Annotated in this window: 17 protein-coding genes and 1 pseudogene; 3 read left to right on the top strand and 15 right to left on the bottom strand. The window is 58.8% G+C overall.

The features are described from left to right. Positions 1-46: 46 nt before the first annotated feature. From ACA056_RS15155 to ACA056_RS15145, 3 genes are read right to left on the bottom strand one after another with little or no spacing between them, the layout of a single operon-like run. A complete protein-coding gene (locus ACA056_RS15155; protein WP_497265740.1) occupies positions 47-823 on the bottom strand; it encodes an anti-sigma factor family protein in 777 nt (258 codons plus the stop codon). Beyond that, positions 820-1317, bottom strand: coding sequence for a sigma-70 family RNA polymerase sigma factor (locus ACA056_RS15150; RefSeq protein WP_197281712.1), 498 nt, complete (start codon positions 1315-1317; stop codon positions 820-822). Before ACA056_RS15150 ends, ACA056_RS15155 begins: the two co-directional genes overlap by 4 nt. A 54-nt stretch (positions 1318-1371) precedes the next feature. Further along, entirely contained in the window at positions 1372-1908 is a 537-nt protein-coding gene (locus ACA056_RS15145; RefSeq protein WP_497265738.1) for a tetratricopeptide repeat protein, read from the bottom strand. Positions 1909-2114: 206 nt separating this feature from the next. On the opposite strand from ACA056_RS15145, the pseudogene ACA056_RS15140 reads away from it, so the two are divergent. Continuing rightward, positions 2115-2888, top strand: a pseudogene (locus ACA056_RS15140) (class I SAM-dependent methyltransferase). Here the strand turns inward: ACA056_RS15140 and ACA056_RS15135 are convergent. The 5 genes from ACA056_RS15135 to ACA056_RS15115 all read right to left on the bottom strand — a co-directional run bounded on the left by ACA056_RS15135 (position 2885) and on the right by ACA056_RS15115 (position 7043). Further along, on the bottom strand, positions 2885-3838 hold the full coding sequence (locus ACA056_RS15135; protein ID WP_497265736.1) for a D-2-hydroxyacid dehydrogenase family protein: 954 nt from the start codon (positions 3836-3838) through the stop codon (positions 2885-2887). The pseudogene ACA056_RS15140 and the gene ACA056_RS15135 sit on opposite strands and share 4 nt — an antisense overlap. A gap of 13 nt (positions 3839-3851) precedes the next feature. Then, the gene (locus ACA056_RS15130) at positions 3852-4877 is read right to left on the bottom strand and encodes an alpha/beta fold hydrolase (RefSeq protein ID WP_497265734.1); all 1026 of its coding nucleotides are present in this window, start codon (positions 4875-4877) and stop codon (positions 3852-3854) included. A gap of 85 nt (positions 4878-4962) precedes the next feature. Further along, the gene (locus ACA056_RS15125) at positions 4963-5397 is read right to left on the bottom strand and encodes a YqaA family protein (protein WP_497265732.1); all 435 of its coding nucleotides are present in this window, start codon (positions 5395-5397) and stop codon (positions 4963-4965) included. Beyond that, positions 5397-5843 (bottom strand): DUF411 domain-containing protein, encoded by a 447-nt coding sequence (locus tag ACA056_RS15120; protein WP_497265730.1) that lies wholly within the window; start codon positions 5841-5843, stop codon positions 5397-5399. Before ACA056_RS15120 ends, ACA056_RS15125 begins: the two co-directional genes overlap by 1 nt. A 204-nt stretch (positions 5844-6047) precedes the next feature. Continuing rightward, the gene (locus ACA056_RS15115; RefSeq protein ID WP_497265728.1) at positions 6048-7043 is read right to left on the bottom strand and encodes an aldo/keto reductase; all 996 of its coding nucleotides are present in this window, start codon (positions 7041-7043) and stop codon (positions 6048-6050) included. Between the two features lie 118 nt (positions 7044-7161). Between ACA056_RS15115 and ACA056_RS15110 the strand changes: the two genes are divergently transcribed. Further along, positions 7162-8088, top strand: coding sequence for a LysR family transcriptional regulator (locus tag ACA056_RS15110; RefSeq protein ID WP_497265726.1), 927 nt, complete (start codon positions 7162-7164; stop codon positions 8086-8088). Here the strand turns inward: ACA056_RS15110 and ACA056_RS15105 are convergent. The 6 genes from ACA056_RS15105 to ACA056_RS15080 form a co-directional block, all read right to left on the bottom strand. Further along, complete coding sequence (locus tag ACA056_RS15105) at positions 8077-9030, bottom strand: GNAT family N-acetyltransferase (protein WP_497273540.1); 954 nt, start codon at positions 9028-9030, stop codon at positions 8077-8079. The two genes, ACA056_RS15110 and ACA056_RS15105, sit on opposite strands and share 12 nt — an antisense overlap. After that, positions 9030-10319, bottom strand: a complete 1290-nt coding sequence (locus ACA056_RS15100) for a phenylacetate--CoA ligase family protein (RefSeq protein ID WP_497265724.1) — start codon at positions 10317-10319, stop codon at positions 9030-9032. The genes ACA056_RS15105 and ACA056_RS15100 overlap by 1 nt, the downstream gene beginning before the upstream one ends. A 63-nt stretch (positions 10320-10382) precedes the next feature. Further along, positions 10383-12785 (bottom strand): acyl-CoA reductase, encoded by a 2403-nt coding sequence (locus ACA056_RS15095; protein WP_497265722.1) that lies wholly within the window; start codon positions 12783-12785, stop codon positions 10383-10385. A 1-nt stretch (position 12786) separates the two neighbouring features. Then, entirely contained in the window at positions 12787-13917 is a 1131-nt protein-coding gene (locus ACA056_RS15090) for a LuxE/PaaK family acyltransferase (RefSeq protein ID WP_497265720.1), read from the bottom strand. Positions 13918-13938: 21 nt separating this feature from the next. Next, positions 13939-15180: an MFS transporter gene (locus ACA056_RS15085; protein ID WP_497265718.1), complete on the bottom strand. Its 1242-nt coding sequence runs from the start codon at positions 15178-15180 to the stop codon at positions 13939-13941. 275 nt (positions 15181-15455) lie between these two features. Next, positions 15456-15593 (bottom strand): hypothetical protein, encoded by a 138-nt coding sequence (locus tag ACA056_RS15080; protein WP_497265716.1) that lies wholly within the window; start codon positions 15591-15593, stop codon positions 15456-15458. Positions 15594-15750: 157 nt separating this feature from the next. On the opposite strand from ACA056_RS15080, the gene ACA056_RS15075 reads away from it, so the two are divergent. Continuing rightward, positions 15751-15939: a hypothetical protein gene (locus tag ACA056_RS15075; RefSeq protein ID WP_008024801.1), complete on the top strand. Its 189-nt coding sequence runs from the start codon at positions 15751-15753 to the stop codon at positions 15937-15939. 19 nt (positions 15940-15958) lie between these two features. Here ACA056_RS15075 and ACA056_RS15070 read toward each other — a convergent pair whose 3' ends face one another. Further along, on the bottom strand, positions 15959-16330 hold the full coding sequence (locus ACA056_RS15070; RefSeq protein ID WP_497265714.1) for a fe2+ zn2+ uptake regulation protein: 372 nt from the start codon (positions 16328-16330) through the stop codon (positions 15959-15961). Between the last annotated feature and the right edge of the window lie 9 nt (positions 16331-16339).

The following is a 16339-nucleotide window of genomic DNA, read 5'->3' as shown; positions in this document are numbered from 1 at the left end:
AGGTTCCTCCTTGGAATTGAGACACCGAGCATAGTGACAAAACGGATCACGCGCTCAGCCGACTTCTCAACAATTTCGCCATGTCCTCCAGATCCGCTACCGGGTGATGCCCGATCAACATCCAGGCATGTTGCATGTCAGCCCAATAGACAATGTTCATTCCGTACCGGCGCTCCTGGGCGAAATGCCGACTGCCGTTGTTGGAGCGGGTGACGCACAGCGCCATGGGACCGTGCACCGGGTCCAGGTAGGTGATTTGGGCAATGGCCACGCCGTCGTACTCGAGGATTTGCGCGCGCTTGAGCTCGGAGCGTGGCAGGGCCAGTTGCGCCGGCACAAGATTCAGGCCCAGACGCGCATCGATGGTCTGCAGTTGCGCTCGCTGAGCGGCTTCGTCAGTGGGCAAGTGGTCCAGGGTTTGCGGCACGTAAAGCGACATGTACTCGGCCACCAGCCCGCGCCAGTTTTCCTTTTGCTGGCTCAACTGCCAGCCGAGGAACAATCGATCCGCCACCACACCACTCACCACCAACCCGGCGGCCGCCGCGAGAAACCAGCGCCGATTCATGGCCGGGCGTTCAGGTGAAGGCAAGGTGTCGAGCATCGATTGCAAGCGGTCCACGGGCGCCTGTCGGCCCAACTCGTCGTAGGCCTCCTTGAACGGCAGGCTGCTGCGGGCCAGCCATTGCAGGCGCAGGTTGAGCGTTGGGTCCTCGGCAATGGCCGCGTCGATGCGGGTGCGCTGTTCGCTGTCTAGTTGGTCGTCGAGGTAGGCCACCAGTTGCTCATCCGTGGGTATCGTCGGGCGTGCGTGATCGTTCATCGACGTTCTCCAGTGGAAGGGTTCGGCACGGTGTGCAATGGCGGGTACTCGGCCAGTTTGGCGCGTGCCGCAGCCAGGCGACTCATGACGGTGCCGATGGGCACGTCCAGCACGTCGGCTACTTCGCGGTAGGACAAGCCCTCGACGTAGGCGAGAAACACCGTTTCGCGCTGGGTTTCGGGCAGCGCATCCACACGCCTGATCACCTGAGCTGCGAGGACATGGGTTTGCGCCGCGTATTCACCATCGAACGACAAGGCGTTGTCGGCATCCACCAGCCCCTGTCCATGACGCACTCTTCGGGAGCGAACTTCGTTGAGCCAGATCGAATGCAGAATACTCAGCAGCCAGCGGTCCATGCGGCTGCCCGGGACAAACTGCCCGGCACGCTCGAGCGCCCGTACGCAGGTCGCCTGCACCAGGTCTTCGGCGACATGCCGTTGCCGGGACAACAGCAAGCCGTAGCGCCATAAACGCGCCAGGTGCTGTCCCAGTTCTGCCCGTATTGCCTGATCGCTGGCGATGGCGACCTCCGTCTGCTCGGTGTGTCAGGTTTTCGATGAGTCGTTGATGGCTTCGGCCAGGTCCTGGTATTCCTCGCAGGTGGTGCTGCCGCAGATGGATTTGATCTGCTGCAACTGTTCCTGAGCGAGGTCCAGTCGACCTTTGATCACATACGCTTCGCCGAGGTATTCGCGAACTTGCGCGTAGTGTGGGTCAAGTTTGACCGATTGCAGGTAATAACCGATGCCTTCGTCGGTGCGCCCCAGTTTACGCGTGGAGTAGCCGCGATAGTTCAAGGCCTTGGCGGTGTTTGGCTGTTTGAGGGTGTCGAGCAGGGCCAGCGCTTCCTCAAAACGACCGTCCTTGGCCAGGCGATAGGCGTAATCGGTGCGGTCGGCGTCCGGGACCAGGCTGCTGGTTTGCTTGAGGCATTTTTGCGACCGGGAGTCGAAGACCTGCCCTTTGGGGCAATTCGGTCTTGCGGGAGCGTCATCGCCACCACCATTGGCCAGCGCCAGCGAACTGGACAATGCGACCGCCAGCAGCAACTGGATGGTTAACACAGCGAAACGAGTGTTCATGGGCGATGCTCCACAGGTTTATTCGCTTCAGTTCTTACCACGCCCCGGCTTCAGGTTTGGGTTATTCATGGGCAATTCTCAGGGGCGATGAAAGGTGAACACCACAGGGTGAACAATTATTCATTTCTTTCAGGCGGTCTGTGCAAGGAAAGCTCAAATCGAGGCGCTATGCTCGACAGCATTCGTTGTCGATCTGGAGCACTGCCATGAAAGATCAGGTCCATCACTCGGCGGCCGCCGGCTATAAAACCGGCGCTGATACCTACGTTCGCGGTCGTCCGGATTATCCGCCGCAAGTGGCCGATTGGCTGACGGGCACCCTTGGTTTGAACGCGGACAAAGCCGTGGTTGATCTGGGCGCCGGCACTGGCAAGTTCACCGGTCGGCTGGTGGCGACCGGTGCGCAAGTGATTGCGGTGGAGCCGGTGGCGCAGATGCTCGAGAAATTGTCCGAAGCCTTCCCCGAAGTGCTGGCCGTCAGCGGCACCGCCATGGACCTGCCGCTGCCCGATGCTTCGGTGGACGTGGTGCTCTGAGCCCAGGCCTTTCACTGGTTTGCCAACACCGAAGCGCTGACCGAAATTGCCCGTGTACTCAAGCGCGGCGGCAAGCTGGGGCTGGTGTGGAATCAGCGCGATTCCCGGGCGAGCTGGGTGCCAAAACTGGATGCGATCGTCAATGCGCTGGAGGGCGATACGCCGCGCTACTACACCGGGGCCTGGCGGCAGGTGTTTCCGCATGTGGCGTTCGGACCGCTGGCAGAACAGCGTTTCAGCCATGGGCATACAGGTTCGCCGGAAGATGTGATTTTCAACCGCGTGCGCTCCACCAGTTTTGTGGCGGCATTACCAGCGGAGGAGCGGGCGAAGGTGGATGAGCAGATCAGGGCGCTGATTGCGGCGGAGCCTGACCTGCGTGGCAGAGACATGGTGACGGTGCCCTATGAGACGGCGGCGTTTGTGGCGGTGAAGGGCGGTTAACCCAACAACCGAATCGGTTCTCCCGCAGACCAGGCCTGAATGTCCTCAATCATCTGCGAAAAGAACTGGTAATAGTTCTGCTGGCTGACATACCCGACATGGGGCGTGGCCAGCACATTGTCCAGGGTTCTGAACGGATGATGAGGCGGCAAGGGTTCCTGCTCGAAGACGTCCAGCGCAGCGCCTGCCAGTCGCCGTTTCTGCAGCGCCTTGATCAACGCGGCCTCATCGACAATCGGACCACGGGCAGTGTTGACCAGCAGAGCCGTGGGCTTCATCCAGTCCAGCGCCTGGGCGTCCACCAAACCACGGCTACGATCGCTGAGCACCAGATGGACCGACAGCACATCGGCCTGTTCGAACAGTTCCTGTTTGCTGACGTAGGTCACGCCGACCTCGGCTGCGCGTTCGGCGGTCAGGTTCTCGCTCCAGGCAATCACCCGCATGCCGAACACCTGACCGAACTGGGCAACGCGAGTGCCGATGCTGCCCAGACCCAGGATTGCCAGAGTCTTGCCGTGCAGGTCGCCACCCAGGCGTTGCTGCCATAAACCGGCGCGCAGGGCGTTGGCTTCGACCACCAGGTTGCGGGTCGCCGTCATGATCAGCGCCCAGGTCAGTTCCGGCGCGGCGTGCTTGTAGCTGTCAGTGCCACAAACCTGGATACCTTGCGCGGCGGCGGCTTTCAGGTCCAGGGCGGCGTTACGCATGCTGCCGGTGACCAGCAGCTTGAGTTTCGGTAAGCGCCGCAGCAGGTCCTCATCGAACCGGGTGCGTTCGCGCATCACGCAGATCACCTCGAACTCGCCCAACCGTGCCGCCAGGGTGTCGTTGTCGGCAGGGTAGTCATGGGTGAAGCTCACCTCGCCGATGTCGTCCAGCACCGACCAGTCCACCACGTCACGGGCCACGTCCTGCCAGTCATCAATCACCGCAATCTGCACTGCCATCAGCCTTACCTCATCAAGGAACGGGGTTGGTTTTGTTCAACCAGGCGAGCAGGGCCTGGTGGAATTGCGCCGGTTCTTCCATTTGCGGCGCGTGACCCATGCCGGGGAATTCGACCAGCGTCGACCGGGGAATCAGTTTCGCCACCTGCTTGCCGAGGACGTCGTAATGGCCGAGTTTCGCTTTGACCTCGGGCGGTGCGATGTCGCTACCGATGGCCGTGGTGTCGGACGTACCGATCAGCAGCAGGGTCGGCACCTTCAGGTCCTTGAACTCGTAGTACACCGGTTGGGTGAAGATCATGTCGTAGATCAGCGCCGAGTTCCACGCTACCTGGGTTTTACCCGGGCCTTTGCTCAGGCCCGCATACATGTCCACCCAGCGGTCAAACTCTGGTTTCCAGCGGCCGTCGTAATAGGTACTGCGTTGATAGTCATGGATGCCTTGTGCGGTGACCTTCAGCTCGCGTTCGTACCATTGATCAACCGTGCGATACGGCACGCCGAGGGCTTTCCAGTCTTCCAGGCCGATGGGGTTGACCAGTGCCAGTTGTTCGACTTGATCGGGGTATTGCAGCGCATAGCGAGTGGCGAGCATGCCGCCGGTGGAATGCCCGAGAACACTGGCCTTCTGAATGCCCAGAGCCTTGAGCAATTGCTGGGTGTTGGTCGCCAGTTGCTGGAAGCTGTACTGATAATTGTCGGGTTTGCTGGAGGTGCAGAATCCGATCTGATCTGGGGCGATGACCCGGTAACCGGCCTCACTCAGGGCCTTGATCGAACTGTCCCAGGTGGCACCGCAGAAATTCTTGCCGTGCATCAGCACCACGCTGCGTCCATTGGCCTTGCCGTGAGCGGCGACATCCATGTAACCCATTTGCAGGGATTTGCCCTGGGACTCAAAGGCGAAATGCTTGACCGTGTAGGGATACTCGAAACCTTGCAGCTCCGGTCCGTATTCCGGGCCTTCGGCGTGGGCGATGACAGGCAATGCAGCGGTCAGCAGCAGGCCGGGCAGCCAGCGGGAGCGGGTGAGGGACATGGGTGAACTCCGTTGGAAATCGGCCGATGCTGGATCGGCATGATTAGGGCGACATTAAACACAGGCAATCGCCGTGGATAATCGTTCAACCCATCCAGCCCAATGTGGCCATGGCCAACACACCATAACGGGCGCCTTTGGCAAGGGTCACGATCAGCAGGAATCGTCCCAGCGGCTCGCGCATCACGCCGGCCACCAGGGTCAGCGGATCACCGATCACAGGCACCCAGCTCAGCAGCAACGACCAATGACCATAACGCTGATAATGGACTCGGGCTTTTTCCAGATGGCGCGGGCTGACCGGAAACCAGCGCCGATCACGAAACCGCTCGATACTGCGCCCCAGCCACCAGTTCAGCAGTGACCCCAGAACATTGCCCAATGTCGCCACGGCGAGCAGCGACCAGAGCCAATACTTGCCGCTGAGCAACAGCCCCACCAACACCGCTTCGGACTGCAAGGGCAGCAAGGTTGCCGCACCGAATGCGGCGAAGAACAGCCCGATGTACGCACCGAACATCAATGGGCGGGGTAGTCCGCCACCACCACGTCAGTGCCGTCTTTTTTCAGACCGATCACTTGATACGCATCGCTCATGCCGTCCATTTCCATGCCGGGTGAACCCATGGGCATGCCGGGGGCGGCAACGCCCAACAGATCGTCGCGCTTGCTCAAGGCCAGCACCTGATCGGCGGGGACATGACCTTCAACGAATTTGCCGTTGATCAAGCCGGTATGGCACGACGCCAGACGCGCAGGCACGCCGTGCTGTTGCTTGAATTCGCTCATATTGGCTTCGACGTGATCGTCGACTTTGAAGCCGTTGGCTTCCAGATGGCTGATCCATTTTTTGCAGCAACCGCAATTGGCATCGCGGTGGACCTCGATCGGGATCAGGTCGGCGGCCTGGGCCAGGGAGGAAATGAACAGGGCGCTCAGGGCGACCAGACGCAGGTGGGTTCGCATGGGGAATCTCGTTTCGAATTGCGATCAAAAAAATGCATTCTGACCATTTTTAGCGGACAGACATTCAAGGTGTGTTTCGAAGTAATACAAAACTGGGCAGCCTTGATCATCGTAGATCAAAGCTGTCAGTCAGATGAGGCGCACATTACAAGATTGTCAGGTTGGCCGCTGAGTGCCGGGGACGGCACTCAGCGTTAGGTGGGATTATCGGTCGAGCAACTTCATGACCTCTTCCGGGTAACGCAAACCGGCAGTGGCATTCGCCGGGAATATCGCTTCCAGCGCTTGCAAGTCTTCGCCGCTGAGCTTCACATCCAGCGCGGCCACATTTTCTTCCAGGTATTTACGCTGTTTGGTTCCCGGAATCGGGATTACGTAATCGCCCTGAGCCAGCACCCACGCCAGCGCCAGTTGGCCGGCGGTGACGCCTTTTTCTGCGGCCAGGTCCTGCACTTGCTGCACCAGTAACAGGTTTTTGGCGAAATTCTCGCCTTGAAAACGCGGGCTGAAGCGCCGGTAGTCGTCTGCCGCGAAATCATCAGGGCTTTTCAGCGCTCCGGTGAGAAAGCCACGGCCCAAAGGGCTGTAGGGGACGAAGGCGACACCCAGGCGCTGACACGCGGCCAGACAACCGTTTTCCTCCTGATCACGACTCCACAACGAATACTCGCTCTGCAGCGCACTGATCGGATGAACCTTGTGTGCCCGCTCAAGCGTCGCTACCGAGGCCTCGCTCAAACCCAGGTAACGCACCTTGCCGGCTTTCACCAGGTCGGCCATGGCGCCGACGGTTTCCTCGATGGCCACCTGCGGGTCGATGCGGTGCTGGTAGTACAAGTCCAGGGTCTCGACACCGAGGCGCTTGAGGGTGCCGTCGATAGAGGCGTGAATGTAATCCGGTCGGCCGTTGACGCCCCGCGCAACCGGATTGGCCGGGTCGCGGACGATCCCGAATTTGCTGGCCAGAAACACCTGATCGCGCTTGCCGACGATGGCTCTGCCGATCAGTTCTTCGTTGGTGCGCGGGCCGTACATGTCAGCGGTGTCGAGCAGGTTGATCCCCAACTCCAGCGCGCGGTGCAGAGTGGCCGTGGCTTCGCGGATGTCCACGCCAGTCGTGTAGAAATCGGTCATGCCCATGCAGCCCAGACCAATCGCGCTCACTAGTGGACCGTTTTTGCCCAGTTGACGTGTTTGCATGAAATCAGCTCCCTGTGAATGTGGAGTCCATTGTTGACCTCGACAGAAACAAGATAAACCGGCTAAAACTGCTATCACTGTTCGTAATTTCTAAATAATCAGCCGGTAAACAAAAGCAATGGACCGTTTTAACGCCATGCGCGTGTTCACTCGAATCGTCGAACTGGGCGGCTTTGCCAAGGCGGCGGATAGCCTGCAATTGCCCCGGGCCTCAGTGACCATACTGATCAAGCAGCTGGAGGCGCATCTCGGTGTACAACTGTTGCAACGCACGACGCGGCAGATCAGCCTGACGCTCGACGGCGCGGCCTATTACCCTCGTTGCGTGCGGTTGCTGGCGGACCTGGAGGAAACCGAAGCGGTGTTCAGCGCTGCGCGCAACAACCCCAAGGGGCTGTTGCGAGTGGACATGCCGGCAGGGGTGGGGCGCTTGATAGTGATCCCGGCATTGCCGCAATTTAGTGCCCGGTATCCCTTGATCGAACTGGAAATCGGCTTGAATGACCGGCCTGTCGACCTGATTCGCGAAGGCGTCGATTGCGTGCTGCGGGGCGGCGACTCACTGGACGATTCACTGGTGGCGCGTCCGTTGGCCATGCTGGACCAGGTCACGTGTGCCAGCCCCGACTACTTGAAGCGTCACGGAACGCCTCAGTGTCTGGCTGACCTTGGAGGCCATCAAATGGTGGAGTACCTCTCCAGCAGCAATGGCAAGCGTTATGGGCTTGAATTCATGGTCAATGATCAGGTTCAGGTGATTAATCTACCCAAGCAAGTCTCGGTCAACAGCGCCGATGGTTACCTGGCCGCTTGTGAGGCGGGGTATGGCATGGTCCAGACCCCGTATTACCATGTGGCCCGTCAGTTGAGCGAAGGCCGTTTGTGTGAAGTCCTCGGGACGGTGCCGACACCGGGGATGCCGTTGACGGCGCTCTACCCGCCACACCGCCAGTTGTCGCGGCGGGTGAGGGTGTTTGTCGACTGGCTGGTGGAGCTTTGCGCGCAGTCGGGCAATGACTTTTATCGAAAAGACTCACGCGACTGAGCGGGCGCTGTTCAGCGCTTCGGCGCTACTCTGCGTGTTGGCGTTTTGCTGTAAATCGTCATGCAAGCGTTGCATCTGCGGGCAGTGCAGGTTGAGGTGCCGAGACTGCGCCCCTCGATGAAACAGTGCGAACCACCCATTGGTGTTTGATGTAGGCATCAGCCCGGTAAAGGTGAAGCCAAGGGCCGCCAAATTGCGCAAGTCCTGGGCAAAGTGCCGTGACATCTGAAGTTTCGCCGAGATCAGCCAGAGCCTGGGCAATTGCCGGATCTGGTCAAGCAGACGTTTGGTCAAACGCTGAATGACCATTTCGAATCTTTTATGGTGTTGCTTGAGTTGCAAGGGCTGAGAAGACAACGGCGTCGTGTCCGGACGAGTCCCGAACACGGAACACAAGTGCTGCATAAACCCCCGGCAGCTGTCAGGCCATGGGATGTCGGGGAGTGGACGCGTATGTCCTTCGACGACGTAACAACCCATCACGATGGTTTCCGGCAGCGGTTCAGCGAAGGGTGAAGGGACGTAGTCAGGTAGCAAACCCGTGCTGTGGAAGCCGATGTTTGCTGCCATGCGTTGGGTGTAGGGATGGTGTGTCACTTGTTTGATCGAAACACCCTTGAACCCCAGAGAATCCGACCGTGACAGCAACTCCCGGCCCAGACGGGTCGCGATACTCTGCCCCTGCGCGGCGGGATGCACCACGCTCAGGGCCAGCTCGGTGGTGTCCGCAGGTGTGTCATGGCACAACGCGGCATGCCCTAGAACGCGTACGTCGTCCACCGCCAGCATCGACTTCCAGCGCCCCTCGGCATTGTGCTGATTGATCATATTCGGCAAGTAAACATCCGGCTGAACGTAATGATCGCCATAGACCTCGCGAAACAACTGGCTCACGGCACGTGCGTCGGATGGCCGATAGGGTCGAAAAATCAAATGCGGCATCATGCGGGCTCCGGCGACGGTGCGTCATACACGCGCAAGTCCAGGACCCGCAGTTGTTTGCCGGAGCGTGGGTGAAGCTTCAATGCGGTGACCGCACAGGACAACACTCGCAACTCCAACAGACCCTCGCGGCTCAGTTCCTCGATGGCGGGATAGTGTTCAACCAGCGCCTCGTACAACGCTCGGCACACCGGTACGGTGGCCATTGATAGCGCTGAGGGAACCCACTTCACACTCAAAATATCTTTGTATCCGTCATGTTCGATCAGCAATTGCCATTGGTCGTTGTGGGCAATGCGTTGGACGATCAGCTGGATGTCATCGATCAGCAGCGACAGCACGCCCACCCGCACTCGCTGGCTGTGCGCGCTACGCCCCTTGAGGGCGAATTTACGCCTTGGGGTTGCACCGGGTTCGCGCCAGCACGCGCGGTCGCCCACCGGATAACGCAGCAGTGGCATGAGCCGGCGAGTCAGATTGGTCACCACCAATAATCCGGTGCGATCGCATTCTTCGATAACTTCACCGGTGAGTTCATCGACGATCTCCAGCAAGGTTTGTGGTTCAAACACCCGATGCTCGCCCAAGGCGCAGTCGCGACCGCTGGCCCCAATAAGGCCGGCGTCTACGCTGGCGTAGCCAATGGAAGCAATGCGCACGTTGGGAAACACGTCGATGAGGATTGCCACCTGCGGGGCAAACAGGCTTTCGCCGCCATACAGCAACGTATCAACCCCGCACAGTACTCGCCGATGCTGGTTCAGGTAGGCAGCGAGTCGCAGCAGCTGTGCCGGCACGCCGACCAGCACGTTGATCCGATGCTGATCAATCGCATCGGCCAATACATCCAGCTCGACTTGCCCGGTAAATGGAAACTCGCAGATCGATCGCCTGACGTGCGCCAGTGAGTCGTGGATGAACAGAAAACTGGCGTAAAGATCACCGGAAAAAAACAGATTGGCGACACGGTCGCCGTCGTTCAGATGAGAGGAGAAACTTTCTCCGAACGTACTGACCAGTTCTTGCCATTCGTTATAGGTGTACACCGTCAGTTTGCCCTGGCTGGTCGATCCGCCGGTTTTAAACACCAGCGCATCGTCGACCTTTCCGGTCAGGACCGGCCAATGACTCAAGTCATTGCTTTCAGACCAATAGTCCACGGCGTTGGTGAGCGGTATATCTTGTAACGTAATGCCCTGCGGCGGTAAGTGTTCCAGTTGCTGGCGGTAGAAGTTTGAATGTTGCCTTATATAAGGCAGCAGTTGTTCGAGCGAATAAGTTGATTTCACTGGATTCTCTTTTTTATATCAGGCGTCTTTGGTGGTTAAAGACAAGTTAGTAAGCGATGTTTTTTATTTTCTTTTATCAATAACCAAAGGTGTTTTGCCGCTGTGTTTGTTTCGAGTGAACGCGTGCTCCGTGCACACTTGAACTTCGACTGTTAACAGCTTGGCGTTTACGGCATTAGCCAGCGCTTCATGGCTCAGCAATGCGTTGCGAAGCTGGTTGATGTCTGCATCCGTTAGAACGTTGAGTCGCTCGACGCCATCAGGGGTGTGGTCGAGAACAATCTGAATGGGTGCGCCGACGCTATCCTGCAGAGCCGAAGGCGAAATGAACTCTGTGCCCATTCGCACCAGTTTTCCGTGGCGCTGGAGCAGTTCGAATCGGGGTGAGTCCAGCCCGCACGGACAGGCGCCGGGTATCCAGCGACCGGTGTCGCCCACGTCATATCGGCGCACGGTTTGGCCTTGCCGCGCTCGTGAAGTAAACAGCAGGCGACCGATCTCATTAGCCTGAACCGGTACATCCTGTTCAATCTGCACGATTTCCAGATGCTGGGTATCGCACATCAAGTGAAACACCCCGTTTGCGGTGGCTGCGCACGCATGCCCCAAGGGACCTGCGTCGACGGAGCCATAGATCGCCGAGCGGATCATCGAAACCCCGCAGCTTTCCATGAGGCTCAGGCTGGTTTGGCCCGGATGCTCGCCGCCGAGGAACACTTTGCCGATACCGGCGTACGCGCGGAGCCGGGTCTGTTCGTTGAAGAACAGACGATGCAAGGTGCTCGGCATGCCGATCAGCACGGTGACACGCTGGTCGACGATCAGTTGGGCGATTTCGCTGAAGTCATCGTCCTGGGGCGCGCCCATGGGGAAATGAGTGACGCCCATCTGTTCCAGTATTTTGGTAAAGCTGAGGAAACCTCCGTACAGGCTGCCGCCGTAAAACAGGTTCATGACCCGGTCCTGTGCAGGATCGAGCCCGGCGGCGAACAGGCCGTCGGCTGCTGCGCGCATCTGCCGTTGAAAGTCGCGATAGCTGAAACCGGCGAGGGCCGGAGTGCCGCTGCTTCCTCCAGAGCGGAAAAACAATTGCGCCGCAGTGCCCATCGGCTGGGTCGTGAAGGTATTTTTGTCCATGATGGGCTCATGGGCGGTGTCGGGGGCGGGCGGGACCGGGTCGAGCGTTGCCCGGCCAGGCAAAACATCCGGCGACAGACTCACCGAGAGGCGGCGACTCAGACGCGTCAACGCGTAGACGCCATCATGCGGCTCACCGACGTAGCCGTCATGAATCCCCGCGCAAGGCGCAATACGGGTGACCCCAGCGTTGACCAGCGCTCGAGCAAGGCCTGGCGTTTCTGCCGGAGAGCAAATCAGCGCGCAGCTTTGCAGGACCGTGCGCCAGGGCAATAGCGTCTCAGCGATCAAGTGTTGTGGTACGGGTTTGAGCAGCACCGTACGAAACAGCGGCGACGGTGCGAGCGTCTGATGGTGTTCCCAGATGATCCGCCATCCGTGGCCAGCCCAGACCTGGCCGGTCTGGTTCGCAAAACAGCAATCCAGTTGCGCCATGGCCGTGCGGGTGGTGATCTCGCAGGCTTCCTGGTCCGTAGGCACCAGCGCCGGCCAGTGCGATGTACGACGCTTGAAGGCTTCGCTCAAACGCTCGCCCAGGTCCTGCAGGATGGCCGGATCATTGCTGTCCACCAGCACCCATTGCGGACTGGAACACGCTTGTTGATCCAGGCTGCAAACCTCATCCACCAACGCATCCAGCGTCGAAGGGCTCGCCGCGTCAGGCGACAGATAGGCGAAACTGATCCTGTGCCCCCAATCGATCCAGCGACATCCGGTGGGGATCTGCTGACGAATCGCCTTGAGCGCCTTTTCACCACCCCAGGCTGACACGCCATCGGCCTGAGCGCAGAGTTCGGCTATCCGGGACGTATCCACGGGCAGTACCGCGACGAATTCGCCAAGCCTGCCACTGGTGTCGCACTTCACAAGGGCGGCCAGCAACTGTGCGGTCAAACCCGCATCGCTGGCGCTGGGGCGTAACCAATTAATGTTGCCGGCCAGCAGGCTTTCGAGAACCGCGCAGAACGCCAGCATCGGCGCATTGCCTGGCGTCACATGCACCACCAGTCCCAAGGGGTGCCAGCTTTCAAAGTGCGGCTGCTGGTAGTCGATACGCCTCAGCGATCGGGGTTGCGAACCCAGTTCCCGCTCAAGCTTCGTGCTGAGGTTGCCGGGCTGGCAGAACTCGATCAGCCCCTGACATTGATCGTCGTCCAGAGGCAGGTTCAGGTTGCGAGTCTGTAGTTGTGTGGCGAAACAAGCCGCGGTTTCGATGACGGTCTCGCTGTCGATCGGTGCAGCAAGCAACCTGGGCAATTGTTTTCGAAGGCGCTCGAGGGCGCTTTCCGGGGTAACGTCGTCACGCAGTTGGCCATTGATGAGGTACATATCAAACCCCTCCCAGCAATTCGGAAGCCGCCATGGCGCAGCTGCGACTGGCGGTGGTGCCAGCGCGTCCGTGCAGCTCGAACCAATCGGTCGTCAGGCCGCATCCGCAACTGGCGCCGGGGTGCAATGTAGCCAGATCGCCCATGACCACCGCGTGAGCAGGGCTTGACGAAATGTACGGGGAGACGAATTCCAGCAAGCCGCGCTGGCCGTATGGCTGGACCGTGAAATCGGATGGGTTGCGCACGAAAACCTTCGAGTAAATGGGTGTATGAAAATGATGGTGGGCACATTGGATATAGGGCACGGCATGCTCGACGGCGCCGTAGCCATCTCGACAGCGGGACAGGTCGATACCTAGTTGCCGGTTGATTCGGGCATACAGCTCAAGCAGCGGAATCTCTTGTGCTGCCTGGGTTTTCCAGCCGCCCCCCAAAAACACCAATGACTGAGCGGGTAGCTCAAGATTCGGTGCGCAGGTGTTTTCCATGTGCTGTAGCGCATGGGAAAGGAACGCAGGAAATCCGAGAATCCGCACGGGTAAGCCTTCGTCGGCAAACTCCTGCAAGGCGCGAATCACACCAAACAGGTCGAATTCGTGACCTTTGCTGGTCAGGCGCAATCCGTAGACGACTCGATTGACGGGCGCATAGCTGCAGAGAAACTGGTCGGTGTAAGCGGTGCCCAAGGTGATGGCAGCCTCGGGCTCGTAGCTCAGGAGCAAATAATTGCAGGGGCTTTGCGGAGTATCCCAGCCGTAGTGCCCGAAAATGTGGCTCACCATGCCTTGAGCCGCTGCCATGCTGCGAGGGTCATAGCGCATGCGACTCTTCTGGCCGCTGGTGCCAGACGATGTCAGCTCCAGCGCGCCTTCGCCGGTGGGGCCGAACAACAAGTGACGTTTGAAATAGTTGGCGAAAATCGGTGGCAACCTGGACCAGTCATCCAGTGTCTCCAGGTCCTTTGCATCGAGCCCGTTGGCGTTTAGCCAGCGTTCGTAGCCAGGCGTGTGGTGACAATGAAACAGGCTGATTTCCCCCATCGCCTGATCGAACAGGCCGTCGGGCACTGAATCCAGGCAATAGGGTTGCGTTAACGCACAGAGCGCATCGGTGTGAGGTAAATGGATCATCAAAAAACCTACTGTGTGGTGTCAGATGGCATGCGCGATGTGAGAGCGCCGCAGAAACAGACTTAGGGGCGCCAGGCTCAGAAGCCCTGCGATACCCGCCATCAAAGCGAACGATTCGTGGCTGTCACCGGCATCGGCGGCCGCAATAAGCGAGCCGCCGCCACCCATGACGGCGATCGAGATCATGCCGATCATGGCCGAGACCAGACCTTTGCTGTCGTCGCTGGCGAACAGCGCAAGCCGGTACAGCGCGGCATTGCTCATGCCAAGCCCCACGGCGTAAAGCGCCAGGCAGCTGATCAGCAAGACTGTCGAAGCACCGTAGAAGCTGACGGCGACTAGCGCGATCAGCCCGCCGCAAAACGGCCAAAGCGCGTATCGAATCAGTTGTGGCAGTTCAGCGTTGGCAATCAGTCGGTTGAGGACCAGATTGCCGAGAATGACTGCCGCAAACACCGGGATTTGCCACAGGCCATAGTGCAGAGTTGAAAGCCCCTGGTTGTGGATCAGCAAGAGCGGCGCCAACCCGATCCAGGCAATCAACGGCAGGCTCATCACGCCCAGCGCGACAGCGGCGCAAAGGAATTGCGGGTTAGTCAGCAGCGCGACATAGCGGCGCACGGTGCCGTGCCATTCAAAACGCACCGCTTCCAGTCGTTGACCGTCGTGGCGCAGGGTGCCCACGGTTTCAGGCATGAACAGGTAAAGCCCAAGCCAGACCATCACGCCGCCGATCCCCAGCAGTAAAAACAATTCCCGCCAGGACAACCATTCCAGCAGCAGACTGCCGAGCAGCGGTCCCAGAAGCGGTGAGAGCAGCGCAACGTTTCCCAACCACGCCATGATTTTGACCGCGTCGGCTTCGCAGAAAACTTCTTGCAGGGCCGGGTAGCTGACCGCGATGACAAACCCCAACCCCATGCCCTGAATCACTCGCAAGCCGTTGAACGCATAAATGCTTTGCACGTTGAACGCGGCGGCACAGGCCAAGGCGAATACCGCGCAACCGATGAGCAACATTCGGCGGCGGCCGAAGTGATCAGACAGCGGACCAATCAGCCATTGCAAAAGAATGCCGCCGGCCAGATAAAGATTGAAGGCGTAGGGGACATGGTCGGGGCTGGCATCCAGTTGTCGGGTGACGGTCAACATAGCCGGCATAATCATGTCGCTGGCCATATAAGTCAGCAGTTCGAAAAAAGCTACTGCAAGGCAAAAGCCAAACAAATGGTGGGGGCTGATATTGATTAAAGGCTTGTGCATGGCATCCCTGTTCTTTGCTCAAAATTTAATAACGGTTTTATTGCGATGCACCGAGAGTAATCATCGAATATGAATAGCTCAAATGGACGATTAAGACTGAAAGCTTCAATGGTTATCGCTATGTTTCGATGTGCACAGGGAAGGAAACAAGAAGTGAATACGCATGTACGAAAAATGCCCGCGACAGGGCGGGCATTTGTTCAATAGTTCTTGTGTGGGGTATTTGCCTTACGAATGGATGTTCATTTATTCACGCTTTATGACACGACCAACCATTATCGATGCTGGTAATAACCCGGCCCGTCACGGTCGTAATGGTGACCACCGTGCCAGCCGCCGTGGGGGAAAACGATGCAGCCGCTCAGTGTCAGGAGAGCGAGCAGGGGAATCAGCCGTGTGATTCGACGGAACATTTCAAAATCCTCATGGTTATCGCCACTATGAAGCCAAAACTCTTCATCGGCTGTAACATGAGACCCCGTTTGTAGCGTCCCATCCCCGGAGAACGGTAGGGGCTTGGCATGCGTTCTGATACAAATCGGATACATTTTTCAGGTTCAGGAACTCGCAATGACTCAGTCGCAACGTTTGAAATACTCGATTCTGATCTCCCTCGTGGTGTTGGGGATCATGTTCGGCCTTTCGTATCTGCAAAACGCAGGCGTCATCAGCGAGAAGCTGTTTCAGTACATCGCCATCGGCGTGGCGGTGATCGTGGTGGTGATCAATGGCGTGATGCGCCGCAAGGTCAAACCCTGAACGACGCACCTTGAGCGGATCACTCGCGATGGAGCATGGCTGCAGCGTGCGGATGCAGGCTGTAGCTTTTGTCCGGATTGAGCGTGATCACGCCTTCGCTGCACAAGCGTTTCAACACTTCCCGCACACTGAGAAAGGACAGGGGAATATCCAGGTCCAGCAAGTGGCTGTGCACGCCGCGCACGCCAAGGCTACGGTCGCTTTCGGCGGCGGTCAGCAAGGCGTCGATGACTTTCAGGCGGATCAGACTGGTTCGCAGACCAAAGCTTTTGAGCAGCAGCCTGATCCGCTCGTTGCCATTGCGCTCATTGCGTTGACTGAAAACACCGGAGCCCATGGCAGAGCCCTTTGGCGCATTGCTACCGTCCGTTGGCAGTTGCGAGTTGTACATGCAAAAACT

Source organism: Pseudomonas sp. LBUM1666 (assembly GCF_059695775.1).
Note: the sequence above shows the minus strand (reverse complement) of the source record. Positions and strands in the feature narration are given on the sequence as shown.

Excerpts from the sequence above, each read along its gene's own strand:
- ACA056_RS15155 (WP_497265740.1), bottom strand. The coding sequence starts at position 823 with ATGAACGATCACGCACGCCCGACGATACCCACGGATGAGCAACTGGTG.
- ACA056_RS15145 (WP_497265738.1), bottom strand. The coding sequence starts at position 1,908 with ATGAACACTCGTTTCGCTGTGTTAACCATCCAGTTGCTGCTGGCGGTC.
- ACA056_RS15135 (WP_497265736.1), bottom strand. The coding sequence starts at position 3,838 with ATGGCAGTGCAGATTGCGGTGATTGATGACTGGCAGGACGTGGCCCGT.
- ACA056_RS15130 (WP_497265734.1), bottom strand. The coding sequence starts at position 4,877 with ATGTCCCTCACCCGCTCCCGCTGGCTGCCCGGCCTGCTGCTGACCGCT.
- ACA056_RS15125 (WP_497265732.1), bottom strand. The coding sequence starts at position 5,397 with ATGTTCGGTGCGTACATCGGGCTGTTCTTCGCCGCATTCGGTGCGGCA.
- ACA056_RS15120 (WP_497265730.1), bottom strand. The coding sequence starts at position 5,843 with ATGCGAACCCACCTGCGTCTGGTCGCCCTGAGCGCCCTGTTCATTTCC.
- ACA056_RS15115 (WP_497265728.1), bottom strand. The coding sequence starts at position 7,043 with ATGCAAACACGTCAACTGGGCAAAAACGGTCCACTAGTGAGCGCGATT.
- ACA056_RS15110 (WP_497265726.1), top strand. The coding sequence starts at position 7,162 with ATGGACCGTTTTAACGCCATGCGCGTGTTCACTCGAATCGTCGAACTG.
- ACA056_RS15105 (WP_497273540.1), bottom strand. The coding sequence starts at position 9,030 with ATGCCGCATTTGATTTTTCGACCCTATCGGCCATCCGACGCACGTGCC.
- ACA056_RS15095 (WP_497265722.1), bottom strand. The coding sequence starts at position 12,785 with ATGTACCTCATCAATGGCCAACTGCGTGACGACGTTACCCCGGAAAGC.
- ACA056_RS15090 (WP_497265720.1), bottom strand. The coding sequence starts at position 13,917 with ATGATCCATTTACCTCACACCGATGCGCTCTGTGCGTTAACGCAACCC.
- ACA056_RS15085 (WP_497265718.1), bottom strand. The coding sequence starts at position 15,180 with ATGCACAAGCCTTTAATCAATATCAGCCCCCACCATTTGTTTGGCTTT.
- ACA056_RS15080 (WP_497265716.1), bottom strand. The coding sequence starts at position 15,593 with ATGTTCCGTCGAATCACACGGCTGATTCCCCTGCTCGCTCTCCTGACA.
- ACA056_RS15075 (WP_008024801.1), top strand. The coding sequence starts at position 15,751 with ATGACTCAGTCGCAACGTTTGAAATACTCGATTCTGATCTCCCTCGTG.
- ACA056_RS15070 (WP_497265714.1), bottom strand. The coding sequence starts at position 16,330 with ATGTACAACTCGCAACTGCCAACGGACGGTAGCAATGCGCCAAAGGGC.